General features: G+C 51.3%; 10 protein-coding genes. 2 read left to right on the top strand and 8 right to left on the bottom strand.

Annotation, left to right across the window (positions count from 1 at the left end):
* Window positions 1-2: 2 nt before the first annotated feature.
* Window positions 3-989: a Gfo/Idh/MocA family protein gene (locus tag EVX52_RS15460; RefSeq protein WP_129991623.1), complete on the bottom strand. Its 987-nt coding sequence runs from the start codon at window positions 987-989 to the stop codon at window positions 3-5.
* Between the two features lie 32 nt (window positions 990-1,021).
* Window positions 1,022-1,528 (bottom strand): M48 family metallopeptidase, encoded by a 507-nt coding sequence (locus tag EVX52_RS15455; RefSeq protein WP_129954413.1) that lies wholly within the window; start codon window positions 1,526-1,528, stop codon window positions 1,022-1,024.
* Window positions 1,529-1,699: 171 nt separating this feature from the next.
* On the opposite strand from EVX52_RS15455, the gene rlmG reads away from it, so the two are divergent.
* Window positions 1,700-2,851, top strand: coding sequence for a 23S rRNA (guanine(1835)-N(2))-methyltransferase RlmG (rlmG, locus tag EVX52_RS15450; protein ID WP_129954415.1), 1,152 nt, complete (start codon window positions 1,700-1,702; stop codon window positions 2,849-2,851).
* A 65-nt stretch (window positions 2,852-2,916) separates the two neighbouring features.
* Here rlmG and EVX52_RS15445 read toward each other — a convergent pair whose 3' ends face one another.
* Together EVX52_RS15445 and EVX52_RS15440 are read right to left on the bottom strand one after the other, a co-directional pair.
* Window positions 2,917-3,840, bottom strand: coding sequence for a heparin lyase I family protein (locus EVX52_RS15445; protein ID WP_129991622.1), 924 nt, complete (start codon window positions 3,838-3,840; stop codon window positions 2,917-2,919).
* A 268-nt stretch (window positions 3,841-4,108) separates the two neighbouring features.
* Window positions 4,109-6,145, bottom strand: a complete 2,037-nt coding sequence (locus EVX52_RS15440; protein ID WP_129991621.1) for an NADPH-dependent 2,4-dienoyl-CoA reductase — start codon at window positions 6,143-6,145, stop codon at window positions 4,109-4,111.
* Between the two features lie 396 nt (window positions 6,146-6,541).
* Between EVX52_RS15440 and EVX52_RS15435 the strand changes: the two genes are divergently transcribed.
* Window positions 6,542-7,408, top strand: coding sequence for a crotonase/enoyl-CoA hydratase family protein (locus tag EVX52_RS15435; RefSeq protein WP_129954423.1), 867 nt, complete (start codon window positions 6,542-6,544; stop codon window positions 7,406-7,408).
* Between the two features lie 25 nt (window positions 7,409-7,433).
* Here the strand turns inward: EVX52_RS15435 and pdeR are convergent, their stop codons facing one another.
* The 4 genes from pdeR to malT all read right to left on the bottom strand — a co-directional run bounded on the left by pdeR (window position 7,434) and on the right by malT (window position 15,676).
* Window positions 7,434-9,452: a cyclic di-GMP phosphodiesterase gene (gene pdeR / locus EVX52_RS15430; protein ID WP_129991620.1), complete on the bottom strand. Its 2,019-nt coding sequence runs from the start codon at window positions 9,450-9,452 to the stop codon at window positions 7,434-7,436.
* A 282-nt stretch (window positions 9,453-9,734) separates the two neighbouring features.
* Window positions 9,735-12,032, bottom strand: a complete 2,298-nt coding sequence (gene bglX / locus EVX52_RS15425; RefSeq protein WP_129954427.1) for a beta-glucosidase BglX — start codon at window positions 12,030-12,032, stop codon at window positions 9,735-9,737.
* A gap of 380 nt (window positions 12,033-12,412) precedes the next feature.
* Complete coding sequence (locus tag EVX52_RS15420) at window positions 12,413-12,697, bottom strand: YjcB family protein (RefSeq protein WP_129954429.1); 285 nt, start codon at window positions 12,695-12,697, stop codon at window positions 12,413-12,415.
* A gap of 252 nt (window positions 12,698-12,949) precedes the next feature.
* The gene (gene malT / locus EVX52_RS15415) at window positions 12,950-15,676 is read right to left on the bottom strand and encodes an HTH-type transcriptional regulator MalT (RefSeq protein ID WP_129954431.1); all 2,727 of its coding nucleotides are present in this window, start codon (window positions 15,674-15,676) and stop codon (window positions 12,950-12,952) included.
* Window positions 15,677-15,922 lie beyond the last annotated feature (246 nt).

Here is a 15,922-nt window from a genome sequence, read left to right as displayed (position 1 = left end):
CATTAAGGCTGGGTATCGGCCGGGAACACCACGCCGGTCTGACGGCGGATTTCCGTCAGCACTTTGGCGGTGATACGCGAGACTTCCAGCCCCGGATGCGCGACAAACTGGCTGTCGACCAGAATCGCAAACGTTTCTGCCTCATACAACATGGTGTTGATGTGCTGCGGTTGGGTCAGATCCAGCTTCTGGCTGCCGCGTGGCGTCAGGCTGAGCGTCTGGCATTCAGACAGTTTTTCCATCTGCAACGTACCGTCTTCGCCCTGGATCTCACTCGGCAAATGGGAATCGCTGATTTTGGAATGGTGGATCACCACTTCGAAATCATCAGCATATGACAGGATGACCGTTCCCTGACCATCAACGCCGCTTTCCAGCAAGGTCGCCGTGGCTTTCACCGATTCCGGTTCGCCAAACAATGAAATGGCACTCGCCAGACAGTAATAACCGATATCCATGATCGAGCCATTGGAAAACGCCGGGTTAAAGGTATTCGGGTTTTCACCGGCCAGATAACGCGGATAACGTGAGGAATACTGGCAGTAATTCAGAATGGCTTTACGCAGTTTACCGATACGGTTCAGCGCACCTTTCATATGCAGAAAGTTGGGCAGATAGGCAGTTTTAAAGGCTTCGAACAGCACCACGTTGTTCTCTTTCGCACAGGCGATCAGGCTTTCGGCTTCGCGCAGATTGGACGCCAGCGGCTTTTCGCAAATCACATGCTTTTTGTGGCTGAGGAACAACAGAGACTGCGGGTAGTGCAGGGAATTCGGACTGGCGATATACACCGCATCAATCAGATCGGATACTGCCATTTCTTCAAGGGAATCAAAATAATGCTCAACCGGATAATCCTCGCCAAGCTTTTTAGCGCCTTCCAGCGTGCGGGAATAAATCGCGGTTAACTTCATCTTACCGCTCTCGTGTGCGGCATCAATAAAACGCTGGGTGATCCAGTTGGTACCAACAACCGCAAAACGAATCATATATATTCCGTATAGATAAGTTGAGATCTCATTTAGGTGTATAACTTACCGAAAACTTCCAGATGCGTCAGGTACATGCGCGTGTCGAACTCTAACTGATGATAGTCAGGCGTCATATGACAGCACAGGCTGTAGAACGCTTTGTTGTGTTCTTTTTCTTTCAGGTGCGCGAGTTCATGCACCACGATCATTTTCAGAAATGCTTCCGGCGCGCTTTTAAACACTGTCGCTACACGGATTTCCGCTTTGGCTTTCAGCTTGCCGCCCTGAATACGGGATATCGCGGTATGCAGCCCCAGTGCGTGCTTCATCACATGAATTTTATTGTCGTAAGCCACTTTGCTTAACGGCGATGAACTGCGCAAAAACTGGTTTTTCAGGTCCAGCGTATACTGATAGAGCGATTTGTCGGTGGTCAGCTCGTGCGGTTCCGGATATCGCGTCAGCAAGACTTTACCTAAACGTTCCTGGTCGATTAACTGACGCACCTGAGCCTGAAGCGACTCCGGATAGCCTTGAAGATAGGTCAATTCAGGCATAACTGTTTGCTTTATCTCTTATTACCGGGGGAAAAGTTGCCGTACCGGCCAGCGTTGTTTTTGCAACGATCACACGCATCCGGCCATTAAACCCCTTTTTAACTGAAAAAACGTTTTACTGATAGACCAAATTAAGGGATAAACAGCGCAAATTGAATATGAGGAGGGCCAATGAGCCAATTTGAAACCGAAACCGGTGGTCAGTTACTGCAACTGCGTCTGGAACGTTATCCGCTGGAAGAAGCGGCAACGCAGTTACAGGCATGGGAAGCGGCCGATGAATATTTGCTGCAAAACCTGAATACTGATGCGCTCAACGGCCGTCCGCTGCTAATTTTCAACGATGCTTTTGGCACTCTGGCCTGCGCATTGCAGCCGCACAATCCGACCAGTATCAACGATTCCTTTATGAGCCAGCTGGCGATGCGCCATAATCTGCGCATTAACGGTTTTGACGAAGACAGTGTGGCAACGCAAAGTAGTCTGGTGCCGTTGCCGATCAACCCGGGTCTGGTCGTCATCAAAGTGCCAAAAACCCTGGCACTGCTGGAACAACAATTGCTGGCGCTGCGTGAAGTCGTGACGCCGGGCACGCAGATTATCGCCGGCGCGAAAGCCCGCGACATTCATACGTCAACGTTGCAGTTGTTCGAGAAAATTCTCGGTCCTACCAAAACCAGTCTGGCGTGGAAAAAAGCCCGTCTGATCCATTGTGAAGCCACTTTGCCTGCGCAAACCGCTGAGCCGGTGATTTCTGAATGGGCGCTGGATGACAGCGAGTTCCGTATTTCCAACCATGCCAACGTGTTCTCACGCGGCGGTCTGGATATTGGCGCGCGTTTCTTCATGCAGCATCTGCCGGAAGGCATCCAGGGGCGCATGGCGGACCTAGGGTGTGGTAACGGCGTGATCGGCATGACCGCACTGGCGCTGAATCCCGATGCGGAAATGCTGTTCGTCGATGAATCCTATATGGCGGTGGAATCGAGCCGTATTAATGTCGAAAACAACCTGCCGCAGGATGTCAGCCGCTGCCATTTCGAAGTAAATAACATGCTGGCCGGTGTCGAACGTGAAACGCTGCACGCCGTGCTGTGTAACCCGCCGTTCCATCAGGGCACGGTCATCAGCGATGACACCGCCTGGCGCATGTTCTGCGATGCCAAGCGTTGCCTGCAAACCGGCGGCGAACTGCGTATCGTCGGCAACCGCCATCTGGATTACTACCAGAAGTTACGTCGTCTGTTCGGTAACTGCACGACGATCGCCACCAATCAGAAATTCGTGATTTTGCGTTCTGTGAAAACGGCGTCGCATCACTGACATGCGCCCGCCGGCTCCGACATGGTTCCGGCGGGCGGCTCAGAGACTACACTGTTCGTAATAACTTAATAATGATGTCTGTGTTTTCCTGTCTGGCTGGGAATATATTTACGATGAACCTCACGGACGTTGTCAAAATATATAGATGTTGATTTTATGCCCTCGACTTTTTTCTGATTAGGGATGTAAACTCCAAACTTAGAATAATGTTTTTCAGATGTAGGGGAACCAAATGCGCAGGAAGTTGAAAACATATTTTTCCCATTGATCAATAGTTCAATAAAAGGCTTTCTTTTATCCCACGTTATTTTTATTTGAAATTGGTTCCAGGCATCAGGACAGGCCAGAGTAGCGATCATCTTGTTTGTTTGTTGTCCATAGATAGAATTTACGACGATCTTTATCTTTTTACCCTCGATCAAATGAAGGGATATGGGAGGGCGATCTTTCCCCATGGTCTTCATGAGGCCGCCAGGTTCGCGGACCTGAAAGAAAATCACATCGTTGGCGGCCTGTCCCACTTTCATTTTAAAGCTATAAGATGAATCTACATGCATGCCTAATTTATTATGATGGGCAAGTTCCGTGCGGAAATTACCTGTCTGGGCCGGGAGGTGAAATTTAATTACGGTGTTATTTTTCTCATGTTCCTGGGAAATGAAACCTGATTGTAACGCACTTTGTATGATTGTCTTGTTTGAACTTCCATGATGTGAATAATTTGGGGTGTCAATACTGATATCAAATTGCCTCAGATGATACTGACTGGAAAATGAACTCTGTATCCTTTCAAGCGTTCTGCCTGTACCATGACGAGAAAGAGAGGACATATTGACATGAGGTGAAGAACCAAAACATATATTCTGGATGAGTGTTATATCACGAGGGACCTCTAAAATATTTCCCTGAAGATTAATATTTTCAACCGAAATGGGTGTATCAGTAGAGCATAAGTGTTGTTGCGTATGTAGAGTGAGGTCGGAAGGCATGTTCTATATCCTTTGATAAATACAATCATTCAACTGGTGAATAAAATTGATGGCATCCTTGTCTTCCCCGGATGAAATATAGAGGGTGACGATTTGCCATGAATATAGGTATTACCAGCGGTTATGCTGTTCAGCGCAGATTGTTTATATGTGTCATCCATGAAATGGGAAACAGTAATTAAGTGATTAGCCCAAAACTATATCCCCCCAATTAACCCCCAATTATTGGGGGTAATGAAAAATATATAACAAAACATAAATTTTACTACTAAATTTTCAGTGCCAGCCGGGTACCCTGATCGATAGCACGGCGGGCATCGAGTTCGACGGCCACGTCTGCGCCACCAATCAGATGTACAGTTTGACCGGCCTCCTGCAATGGCTGATACAACGCGCGCTGGGGTTCCTGCCCGGCGCAGATAATAATGTTATCCACTTCCAGACACACCGGTTCACCGTTCATCATCAGATGCAAACCCGCATCGTCAATGCGTTCATAACTGACCCCACTTTGCATTTTCACGCCGCGTTGCAACAGACTGGCGCGGTGGATCCAGCCGGTGGTTTTCCCCAGGCCCGCACCGACCTTAGTGGTTTTGCGTTGCAGCAAAACGATATCCCGCGCGGCGGGTTCCGGCTGTGGCCCCTGCGGTGCCAGGCCGCCGCGATGCGTCAGGCTCTGGTCGATTCCCCATTCCTGGCTGAAAGCCTGGGTGCTGAGACTCGACGACGAGCCGTGGTGGATCAGATATGCGGCGGTATCAAAACCAATGCCACCGGCACCAATAATCGCGACACGCTGCCCGACCGGTTTTTTATCCCGCAAGACGTCGAGATAAGTCAGTACGCTCGGGTGATCGATGCCCGCAATATCCGGCAGGCGCGGCGAAATACCACAAGCGAGGATCACGTCGTCATAGTCTGTTAGCTGGCTGGCATCCACGGTTTCGCCCAGACGCAATGTCACGCCTAATAATGTCAGTTGCCGCGCGTAATAACGCAGCGTCTGATAAAACTCTTCTTTACCGGGGATCTGTTTGGCGATATTAAACTGCCCGCCGATTTCATTGTGTGCCTCAAATAATGTGACGTGATGCCCGCGGCTGGCGGCGGTGGTGGCAAAGGCCAGGCCGGCGGGTCCGGAGCCTACCACGGCCAGACGTCTGAGGACTGTGGCACGGCTGACCGGTAACAGCGTTTCCCGACAGGCGCGCGGGTTCACCAGACACGAGGTGACTTCCCCGGCGAAGATCTGATCCAGACAGGCCTGATTGCAGCCGATGCAGGTATTGATTTCATCAGCCCGTCCCTGCGCAGCTTTTTCGACAAACGCCGGATCGGCGAGGAACGGACGCGCCATCGAGACCATTTCCGCACAGCCTTCGGCGAGGATTTTCTCCGCCACTTCCGGGTCATTAATGCGGTTGGTGGTGATCAGCGGGATCCCGACTTTGCCCATCAGTTTTTGCGTCACCCAGCTGAACGCCGCGCGTGGCACCAGGGTGGCAATGGTCGGAATACGCGCTTCATGCCAGCCGATGCCGGTATTGATGATGCTTGCGCCCGCCTGTTCGATACGCTGAGCCAGTATTTCGACTTCCTGCCAGTCCGAGCCTTCTTCGACCAGGTCCAGCATGGATAAGCGATAAATAATGATGAATTCCCGGCCGCAGGTTTCACGTACGCGGCGCACGGCTTCGGTGGCAAACCGCATGCGGTTATCAGCAGAACCGCCCCAGCGGTCTGTGCGCTGGTTGGTGCGCGCGGCGAGAAACTGATTAATCAGATAGCCTTCTGACCCCATGATTTCCACACCGTCATAACCCGATTCTTTCGCCAGCCGTGCGCAGCGGGCGAAATCCGCCAGCGTGGATTCGATTTCCTCTTCACTCAGCGCATGCGGCGTAAAACGGTTGATCGGTGCCTGAAGGGCTGAGGGGGCAACGGGGTGTGGCTGATAGCTGTAGCGGCCCGCGTGAAGGATCTGTAGCGCAATTTTACCGCCAGCAGCATGAACCGCGTCAGTCACTATACGGTGATGCGTGATGTGTTCCTGTTCGGCGAGAACGGAGCCGCCCTGATACACCACGCCTTCTGCGTTAGGGGAGATGCCGCCGGTGACAATCAGCCCGACACCAGCGGCGGCGCGTTCGGCATAAAAGGCCGCCAGACGTTCAGGCCCGTCTTCCCGTTCTTCCAGCCCGGTATGCATTGAACCCATCAGCACACGGTTTTTAAGTCGGGTAAAACCTAAATCCAGCGGCGCCAGCAGGTGCGGATAAAACAGCGAAGCGCGTTCAGTCATGGAATTCTCTTAAGTGGTCGGATGAGATGAATTCAATTTAGCTGCTGGCAGAGTAATTGGAAAGTCAGTGTGTAATGACTGTGATATGTATCACTGTGCGCAATCTGCTGGGAATGAATTAACGATGATGCCTATTATTTATCGCCGTTTATTCATGAGCAGCGATAATTTTTGAGGGCGGAAAACAGCAAAACATGACAGGTGAAATAGTTATTTCTTTGTTTTTACACAGTATGCGTCTTATTGCAGGTCATTTATTTTTAACATTTTTTTAGGGATTTGTGCGTGTTAGGATTATTTTTATAAAACGATATCGAATCGATTCAGTTCGGGTTAGAGCTGGACTAGGCTGGAGCTGCTTCACCCTAAAATTCATTTCTAACCTGGATATATATTATGAATCTTATTGACCATACAGCCTGCCGCCCGTTCACCGAAGCCGGGCATTTGTCCCAGATTGCAGCCTATTATGAAGAAGGTCGTAATGTCATGTGGATGATGCTCAGGTCTTATCCACGCCCCTGTTTTAATCATGAACTCATTGAAGACATCATGACGCTGACTTATGCCGCAAAAGCGTCGGGGCTGCGTTTTGATTTTTGGGTTACCGGCTCTTTGGTGCCCAATATGTACAATGTGGGAGGTGATCTGAGTTTCTTTGTGGAATCCATCGTCAATAACAAACGCGAGACGTTACGTGCTTACGCCAGATCCTGTGTGGACTGCGTACATGCTGCTGCGCGCGGATTTGACGTGGGAGCGATCAGTTTGTCGATGATCGAAGGTACAGCCCTTGGCGGTGGCTTTGAAGCCGCGCTGGCGCACCATTATGTGCTGGCGCAGAATACGGCCCGGATGGGGTTCCCCGAGATCGCGTTTAACCTTTTCCCGGGAATGGGCGGTTACTCACTGGTGTCACGTAAGGCGGGGATGAAGCTGGCGGAGGAACTGATTTCCACCGGCGAGTCGCATACTGCCGAATGGTTTGAAAGCCGCGGACTGGTGGATGTGTTATTCCAGCCGGGGGAAGCCTTCAACGCCACGCGTACATTTATGGATGTTTTGCGGCCAAAGCTCAACGGTATCCGGGCGATGATCCGCGCACGCCAGCGTGTATTGCAATTATCACGTTCAGAACTGATGGATATTACAGAGGATTGGGTGGATGCCGCATTTACTCTGGAGGAGAAAGATCTGAGTTATATGGAGCGTCTGGTCATGCTGCAAAACCGGCATACGGCATCATTGCGTAAAACCGGCTAGCAACAGAGACAGCCCGTCACTGGCGCTATTTCTGTTTTGCTTTATGTTTAAAAATATGGGGTGAAGCACCTGTTTTTTCCTCAAGCCAGTGCTCCAGCTCATTCGCGGGCATTGGCTTGGCGTACAAAAAGCCCTGTTTGCTGTCCACACCGATTTCGTCAATCAACTTTTCTTCTTCCGCCGTTTCCACCCCCTCCGCGACCACCGTCAGTTGCAGCGTTTTTGCCACCGCCACAATCGCCCGCACCAGTGCCTGAGACACCGTATTGTCATTGATGCCACGGATAAAGCTTTGATCCAGTTTGATGCAGTCAAGGGGGATCCTCGCCAGTTGTGACAGTGAAGAATAGCCGGTGCCGAAATCATCCAGATGCACCTGCGCGCCCAGTTTATGCAATTGGTTAATCATGGCGACTGCTGCACTTTCGTCTTCCACCAGGCAGCTTTCTGTCAGTTCGAAATCCAGCAGACAGCCTTTCATACCTGCATTTTTCATGGCATCCGACAATGTGGTGATGAATGAACCGTTGTTGAGCTGGCGTCCGGAAAGGTTTACCGCCACACGCAAATTTAGCCCTTTTTTCTGCCATTCAGTGGCCTGACGGGTTGCCGTTTCAATCACCCATTTACCGATTGGCGTGATGAGCCCCGATTCTTCGGCATAGGAAATAAAGCTCTGAGGCTGGATCAGGCCGCGTTCCGGAGAATTCCAGCGCAGCAGCGCTTCCACGCTTTGCACGTTGCCGTAAAGCGACACTTTTGGCTGATAGTATAAAACCAGCTGGTCTTTCTCAGACAGGGCTTTGCGTAAGTGTGTATCTAACCACATGTATTCAGAGGCTTTTTCATTCATGCCTGATGAGAATACACAGTGTACATTTTTGCCTTTTTCCTTGGCCGCGTACATGGCGGTATCGGCGTTTTGTAACAGTGTGTCGCCGTCAGTACCGTGTTCCGGGCAAATCGCAATACCGGCTGAACAGGCGGTGTACACTTCAATCAGTCCAATACGGAACGGCAAACTGAGCCTGCGCAGCACCCGCTGACTCAGTGCTTCCAGCATTTTTATCTCAGCATGGGTGCTGAGAATAATAAATTCATCGCCACCGAGTCGCGCCAGTTTATCGTTGGGCGACAGGCAATCCTGAATGGCGTCAGAGACAGCCCGCAGCAGATGATCACCAAACATATGTCCGTAGGCATCGTTAACTTTTTTGAAGTTATCCAGATCCAGATAAATCAACCCGACTTTGTTTTCACCACGATCGAGAAGTGCTCTGGCAAGGGATTCCTGCAAGGCATTACGGTTAGCGAAACCGGTGACCAGATCGGTGTTTGCCAGCACGCGTAAACGCTCCTGCGCCTTACGTTCGTCTGTGATGTCAGAGCCGGAGCAAATCAAATATTTTTGTTGTTTACCGCTGCCGCTGTGGACGAATTTATTACGAAACAGGAACAGGCGCTGGCCCTTGACGGTGTTGATCCAGCGTTCCACTTCGTAAGACTGCTGATGCTGGAAAAAACCCGTGATGTTCTGGCGTGAAGCCAGACCTTCTTCCATGGACATGAATAAGTCATAGGCGCTTCGCCCGATAACATCTTCTTCGCGCAGGCCGGTATATTCCTCACTCAGACGGTTAAAACGGTGGACTTTGCCTTCCTGATCGATAATGACAATCACGGAATTGGCTTCGGAAACCACCTGTTCAGCAAAGGTCAGACCGACTTCAAGATCATGGGCGACAGACGCGGTGTCCTGATAGGCGGAGGCCGTACCGGCCCAGGCTTTGCTGTCGGTTTTGCGCCCGACAAGATACAGACATACAGGTGATCCGAACAGGGTGATATCCAGCGTAAAACTTGAGGTGATTCCGGTCAGTTGCCTTATTTTCCCGGCCTGCCATTGTGTCAGGGGGATAGTAATATTGACGACGCCTTTCTCTGCAGATAACTCAAGGGCATTGCTGTCTGAACCCAGTCGCCAATAAGGGCGTGGTGTACCAAAATGCAGGTACAGAAGGGAAGCATCTTGAGAGTCGGCCATGAATGTTTCTCCGCAAAGAACGCTATACGCCGCCAGTGTGGCGACAGGCGACAGTCAGCACAGACGGAGCTTACTCTGTTCAGCTCACCCGCAACACGCCATAAAAAACGGATAGGCGCGGAATGGCGTAACACATTGAATTAAAGGTTAGCAACTGTCGGTTATATATCCAGTAACCGGACAGATATTACTGCTCAGAACAGGCGGCCTCCGTTGCCGGACTACCGCCTGAAAGAGGAAGCTTTGCGATTGTGTTCCGGGCCCGGTTACAGGCCCGGAAAGTTATTTCAGCAGGAAACTGGTTTTTTTCACATCCTGCGAATCTAACCCCACAAATACATTGAATTTTCCTGGCTCTGAAGCCCATTTCAACTTGTCGTTGTAGAAACGTAAATCTTTTTCGTTGATCGCAAATGTAACGGTTTTTTCTTCACCCGGCTGCAGGTTGATTTTCTCAAAGTTTTTCAACTCCTTAACCGGACGGCTGATCGACGCCGTCACATCCTGCAGGTACATCTGAACGATAGTGGCACCACTGACTTTACCGGTGTTTTTCACCGTCACGCTGGCCGTCAGCGGGTGGCTGGCATCCATCGTCGTGGACGACAAACTCACGTCAGACACACTGAAACGGGTGTAGCTCAGACCATAACCGAACGGGAACAGCGGGCCGTTGGTGATATCAAAATAACGGGTGGTGTATTTATCCGGATGTTGCGGATTAAACGGACGGCCGGTATTGAGCACGCTGTTATACAAAGGAATTTGCCCGACAGAGCGCGGGAAGGTCATCGGCAGTTTGCCTGACGGATTGTAATCACCAAACAGAACGTCGGCAATCGCATGTCCCCCTTCGGTGCCGCTGAACCAGGTTTCCAGCATAGCGTCAGAAATTTCGTTTTCCCACGTCAGGGTCAGAGGGCGGCCATTCATTAACACGATAACCAGCGGCTTACCGGTGGCTTTCAATGCCTTGAGCAGGTCCCGCTGGCTTTGAGGAATGTTGATATCTGAACGACTGGACGCTTCGTGTGCCATGCCTTGTGCTTCACCGACGACGGCGACCACAACGTCAGCTTTTTCGGCCGTTTTCACCGCTTCGTCAATCATATCCTGCGGTTTGCGCGGATCGTTGATTACCTGTTTCTCGTAAGAGTTCAGAAAATCGACCATAGCCTGATCGTTAGTGACGTTGGCTCCCCGGGCATACAGGATGGTGCCTTTATCGCCGAGTACATCTTTCATGCCTTGCAATACCGTCACAGCCTGCGCCGCTTTACCGGCTGCAGACCAGCTGCCCATTACGTCACGTTTGCTGTCAGCCAGGGCGCCAACGACGGCAATCGTGCCTTTTTTCTGTAACGGCAACGTTTGATTGTTATTTTTCAGCAGTACCAGCGACGTTCGCGCCACTTCGCGTGCCTCCTGGCGATGCAGACGGCTCTCGGCATTGGTGTCCGCCGGGTCGCTCGACTGCGGGCCTAAATGACGATATTCATCGACAAACAGCCCCATATCCCATTTTGCGGCCAGAACATCGCGAACGGCGCGATCAATATCTTTTTGGCTGACCAGACCGTCGGCGAGTAAGCCTTTCAGGTATTTACCGTACATATTGTCGGCCATGTCCATATCGACACCGGCTTTCAGCGCCATCGCGGCAGCCTGACGATCATCTTCGGCCACGCCGTGTTTGACCAGCCCGCCAATAGCCCCGTGATCACTGACGGTCAGGCCCCTGAACTGCCAGTCGTCGCGCAGAATATCTTTCAGTAACCAGGTATTCGAGGTGGCGGGAATGCCGTTAACGCTGTTGAGCGCCACCATTACACCGCCGGCACCGGCATCCACTGCCGCTTTATACGGCGGCATGTAATCATTGAACATGCGGGTCAGGCTCATATCGACGGTGTTGTATTCACGACCGCCTTCGACAGCACCGTACAACGCATAGTGCTTGACGTTTGCCATGACGGCATCAGGAGCAGACGGATCTTTGCCCTGATAACCGGTAACCATTTCATGCGCGAGGCGCGAGGTCAGATAGGTATCTTCGCCGAAACCTTCTGAGACACGCCCCCAGCGCGGATCACGGGTAATATCGACCATCGGTGAGAACGTCATGTTCAGGCCATCGGCTGCCGTTTCCAGTGCCGAAATGCGTGCGCTGGTGGCAACTGCCTGCATGTCCCAACTCGCCGCCAGACCGAGGCTGATAGGAAAAATGGTGCGCTGACCATGCACCACATCATAGGCATAAAACGGTGGGATTTTCAGGCGGCTGTACTGCACCTGATCCTGCATACGGCGAATATCAGGTTTCGTTACAGTATTAAACACGCCACCGACTTTACCGGCGCGGATGTCAGCCATAATCGCTTCTTTTTGGTACTCAGGCCCCACAGTGACCAGATTCAGCTGACCGATTTTTTCATCAAGGGTCATTTTTTTCATCAGGTCAGCAATGAACGCGTTGCGTTCTTTCACCTGATCCTGAGGTATGCCCGTTGTTTCAACGGCGAGAGAAGAAGCAGAACTTACCAGTAACACTAACGCGCCAAGCATGTGATGCGTATTCATCGGAATTCCTTCAGCCATAAACAGGGGAGCTAAATCAGAGAAAATTCAGCAGCCTGAAGCAAACAAAGCAATGATCATTCTAAGAAAAGTATAGAGTGAGAATCTAATACGTCCGTTCAACTATTAGCAATGAATAGTTTAGACGCCAACACAATATCTTTTTACCTTTCGGGACATCCCGCAATTTACAGGTAATCAGAATGATAGATACAAAAAGACCTTTGATGCATCACGCAAATTTTTATATTTAGGATTACATGACATCTGGCTGAACAAATAAGCATCAAAAGTCTGGCGGGGGAAGCGCGTGGATAATACAAAAGGGCAGCACATACGGCTCTGCCCTTTAATATTCAGGAATATCCGCTAAGGACATCAGACTAATAGTAGTAAGACATATCGGTCGGGGTTTTACTCATGACATCAAAGAAAACGTCTTTGGTGTTTGCCCAGAACTGCGCGATGGCAACGGCGTTGTAGCTCATGCCCATCAGGCTCATGACAAAAAAACAGGTCACGGTCAGACCGATACCGCTGCAAACGAATGCCATGGTATTGCGGCTGGACTGGCGACAAACAATATTAAGCTGGCTGGTGCAGAACATCAAAAAGGCGCTCAGCAATTCCCAGCGCATCATTAAAATCCCGGCAGTTAATGTACCCATCGATAAAATCCTTACTCACTACAGCCGCTTGCACGAAGCCAAAAAACAGCCGGAGGACTGCTACAACAGGCGGGCAATGGGCTTTACTGAAGAAATGGTGAATTACAATTATGTGACGACGGTCACATTATATCACCGGATTTTATTTTTGAGTAAAAAATGTGCGCTAATGAAAAATAGGCATAACACATCAACTTATTTTGATGATGTGTTATGAAAGCGGCTAAATCGCGATGTCTGCCGACGGGATAATTACGCGCCGTAGCCCATGACTTGTAACAGATGCTGAGCCTGCTGTACCGCTTCCTGCCGGTGTGCGACGCCCAGTTTCTGGTAGAGATTACGGATATGCGTTTTGATCGTCGTCGAGGCTACATCCAGCTCACCGGCAATCTGGTCATTACTGTAGCCGGAGTAAATCAGCCCCAGAACCTGCCATTCGCGCTGAGTCAGCGGGCTGGTGCGGATAAGTTCCGGCACCTGCGGATGGGTCAGTAGTTTGTTCACAAAGCCTTCGTCGAAATGGGCAAACTTATGGCGGTGATGCTGGTTAATTTCGCGCAAAATCTGTTGGGCGCGACGCTGTTCCAGCTCCGGCAACAGATTAAGCTGGATCAGCTGGCGCAGTTGTTGCGCCATCATTTCCCCTTCAATGACGAAATGGCTGATAAAACCGGTGCGGTTCGCCAGTGACAGCGCTTCGATCAATACCTTTTGGGCGTCACTTCTGCGCCCGGTTTGCCAGTAAAGTAAGTTACTCAGCAGTAAATTGCGGTTGAGATCGCTGGTCAGGCGCAGCTGCCGGGCATTCAGATTCAGTTCATCCAGCACCACTTCTGCTTCATCAAACTTTTCCAGCAAAATTTGTACACGGGCGATGTTGCGCCACTGACCTTGCTGAAAATGGTTATCCGCCATATCCGGTTTACGCGCCTGTTGCAGCCACTGACGTGCCGCGTTTTTATCGCCAATCATCTGCCAGTAAATCACACGTGGCTTATCGGTATTGGTCAGCCAGTCGATGTGATACTGACCCGTTTTCAGCAACGCTTCACAGCGCTGCAAATGGTGATGGGCATTGTCGAGCTGGCCGCGTGCCAGCGAACATTTCGCCAGCATCGCCAGACATTGCAACTGCTGCTGTGGCTGGAAGTTGGTCAGCACATTAAGCCCTTCACGCGCGGCTTCTTCCGCATCATCGAGCCGCGACCACGACCACAAAAGTTGTGAACGTAAACGCAGTAAAAATTCGTGCATCGGCAATTGTTCCAGATGCTGTTCGCGTACCAGTTCAAAAGCGCGATCCTGCATCTCAAACGCGGCCTGCAAAAAACCCTGAGCAATCAGGATCTCACTCTGTTGCAGCAGCGCCCATAAAGCGTAGTGATAGGCTTCGTAACGGCGTGCGATTTGTTCGGTCTGTTGCATCAGCGGCAGTGCGCGGGTGAGATCCCCTTTGCAGTGCTGGATTTCACCGGTGACGGATGTCGCCACAATGCGGCTGTAATAGCTTTCATAAGGCAGATAACGCAGGGCCTCAGCGGCCAGTTTTTCCGCTTCATCCTGTCGTCCGTCGTTGATGGCCACCTGTGCACGCAGCGCATCAAACTCGGCTGCCTGCGCCTGTTCCATCACAATATTACGCTGTTTCATTTCGTTTTCAGCGCGAGCCAGCAGCACGTCGACTTCAGCATAACGGTGCTGGCTTTGTGCCAGCCATGCCTGTAACAGCACCAGCTTAGGATTCTGAATCAGCCGGTCGTAAGGCAGGGCGGCCAGACATTCTTCCAGCAACGCCAGTTCGCTTTGATTAAACAGCGCCCAGGCGTGTTGCAGCAGAATATCGCGCAGCAGATGAGTGTCTTCGGCACCCAGCGCATGATGAATCGCTTCGGCAGGGAAACCTTGTGCCAGCCAGCCTTCGGCGGCAGCGCGATGAATAGCGGGCAGCTCAGACGCCAGTTCCCACTGACAGCGCTGCCGCAGGAAGGTGGCAAACAGCGGGTGGAAGTTAAACCATTCGCCGCTGTCATCCATGCGATTAATGAATAACCCCTGGCGCTCCAGCTCCTCCAGACGTTGCTGACCATTTTCACTGCCGGTCAGGCGCACAATCAGCGCATCGTTCATCGAGCGCAACAGCGAGCAGCGCAGGAGAAAATCACGCGTCGGTGCATCAACGCGATTCAGAACTTCATCCACCAGATATTCAGAAAGATGGCTGGCATTCAACCCGGCCAGCTTACGTGCGGACTGCTGGGTCGAATGCTGGGAAGAGTGCGAAGACTGCCGTGCCGATAGGGCAATCAGTTGCAACGCGGTGGCCCATCCTGCGACTTCGTCACATAACCGGCTACTGTCCGCCTGCTCAATCGGGTCTTTCAGCCGGTTATCGAAAAATTGCTGTGTTTCCGGATGCGTAAAGGCCAGATGCGAAGCGTTGAGCTCCAGCAGTTGCTCGCGTACACGCATATTGGCGATGCCCAGCGGCGGCAGGGTGCGTGAAAGCACCACCAGTGAAAGATTTTCCGGCTGATGGCGCAGGAAAAAACGCATCCCTTCATGAATGGCATCATTGGAAATCAGATGATAATCATCGATGACCAGCAGCAACGGGCTGTGCCAGTCGGAAAGTTCCACAAAAAGCTGGGCAAACAGCGCCGGCAGACTGGCGTACTGATGCTTCAGACTCAGCGCTTCGCTTTTGACGCAATGTCCGCCGCAGGCCTGCTGCACAGCAGCAATCAGATAGCAGGCAAAGCGCTCCGGCTGATTGTCGCTTTCATCAAGAGAATACCAGCCCAGATCGCTTTTGCCTGCTGCCCAGTGCGCCACCAGCGTCGTTTTCCCATAGCCCGCCGGACTGGCGACCAGGGTCAGACGATAATTCGGCGCAGTCGAGAGCTTCGTCAGCAGACGTTCCCGAACTACTGTATTTTGCTGCCGCACCGGGCGGCTTAATTTTGAAGGGATCAGCATTTTTTTCGATTCTTTTGACAGAAAGGGACAGAGGGGTGTTATTTATTTCACAGCGTGTAATTAATCACTTTTTCTAAAGTCCTCCTTTGAAACATTGATTGCAAGAATGTTACGTTTTTACATGCCGTTAAGTTGCTCTGCATCACACTTCTTAATACAAATTTTCAGGCGTTTGCCCTGAACCTCCGTCTCCTCCGGCTACGCCCCGTTTCTCCTCCCTGCCTAATCTTTACCGGGATGATGCCG

Source organism: Rahnella sp. CFA14(1/10) (assembly GCF_004195095.1).
Taxonomy (GTDB): Bacteria; Pseudomonadota; Gammaproteobacteria; order Enterobacterales; family Enterobacteriaceae; genus Rahnella; species Rahnella perminowiae.
Note: the sequence above shows the minus strand (reverse complement) of the source record. Positions and strands in the feature narration are given on the sequence as shown.

What these genes read in the sequence shown, in the direction of transcription:
- malT (WP_129954431.1), bottom strand. Translation starts at nt 15,676, where the DNA reads ATGCTGATCCCTTCAAAATTAAGCCGCCCGGTGCGGCAGCAAAATACA.
- pdeR (WP_129991620.1), bottom strand. Translation starts at nt 9,452, where the DNA reads ATGGCCGACTCTCAAGATGCTTCCCTTCTGTACCTGCATTTTGGTACA.
- bglX (WP_129954427.1), bottom strand. Translation starts at nt 12,032, where the DNA reads ATGAATACGCATCACATGCTTGGCGCGTTAGTGTTACTGGTAAGTTCT.
- rlmG (WP_129954415.1), top strand. Translation starts at nt 1,700, where the DNA reads ATGAGCCAATTTGAAACCGAAACCGGTGGTCAGTTACTGCAACTGCGT.
- EVX52_RS15440 (WP_129991621.1), bottom strand. Translation starts at nt 6,145, where the DNA reads ATGACTGAACGCGCTTCGCTGTTTTATCCGCACCTGCTGGCGCCGCTG.
- EVX52_RS15455 (WP_129954413.1), bottom strand. Translation starts at nt 1,528, where the DNA reads ATGCCTGAATTGACCTATCTTCAAGGCTATCCGGAGTCGCTTCAGGCT.
- EVX52_RS15435 (WP_129954423.1), top strand. Translation starts at nt 6,542, where the DNA reads ATGAATCTTATTGACCATACAGCCTGCCGCCCGTTCACCGAAGCCGGG.
- EVX52_RS15445 (WP_129991622.1), bottom strand. Translation starts at nt 3,840, where the DNA reads ATGCCTTCCGACCTCACTCTACATACGCAACAACACTTATGCTCTACT.
- EVX52_RS15420 (WP_129954429.1), bottom strand. Translation starts at nt 12,697, where the DNA reads ATGGGTACATTAACTGCCGGGATTTTAATGATGCGCTGGGAATTGCTG.
- EVX52_RS15460 (WP_129991623.1), bottom strand. Translation starts at nt 989, where the DNA reads ATGATTCGTTTTGCGGTTGTTGGTACCAACTGGATCACCCAGCGTTTT.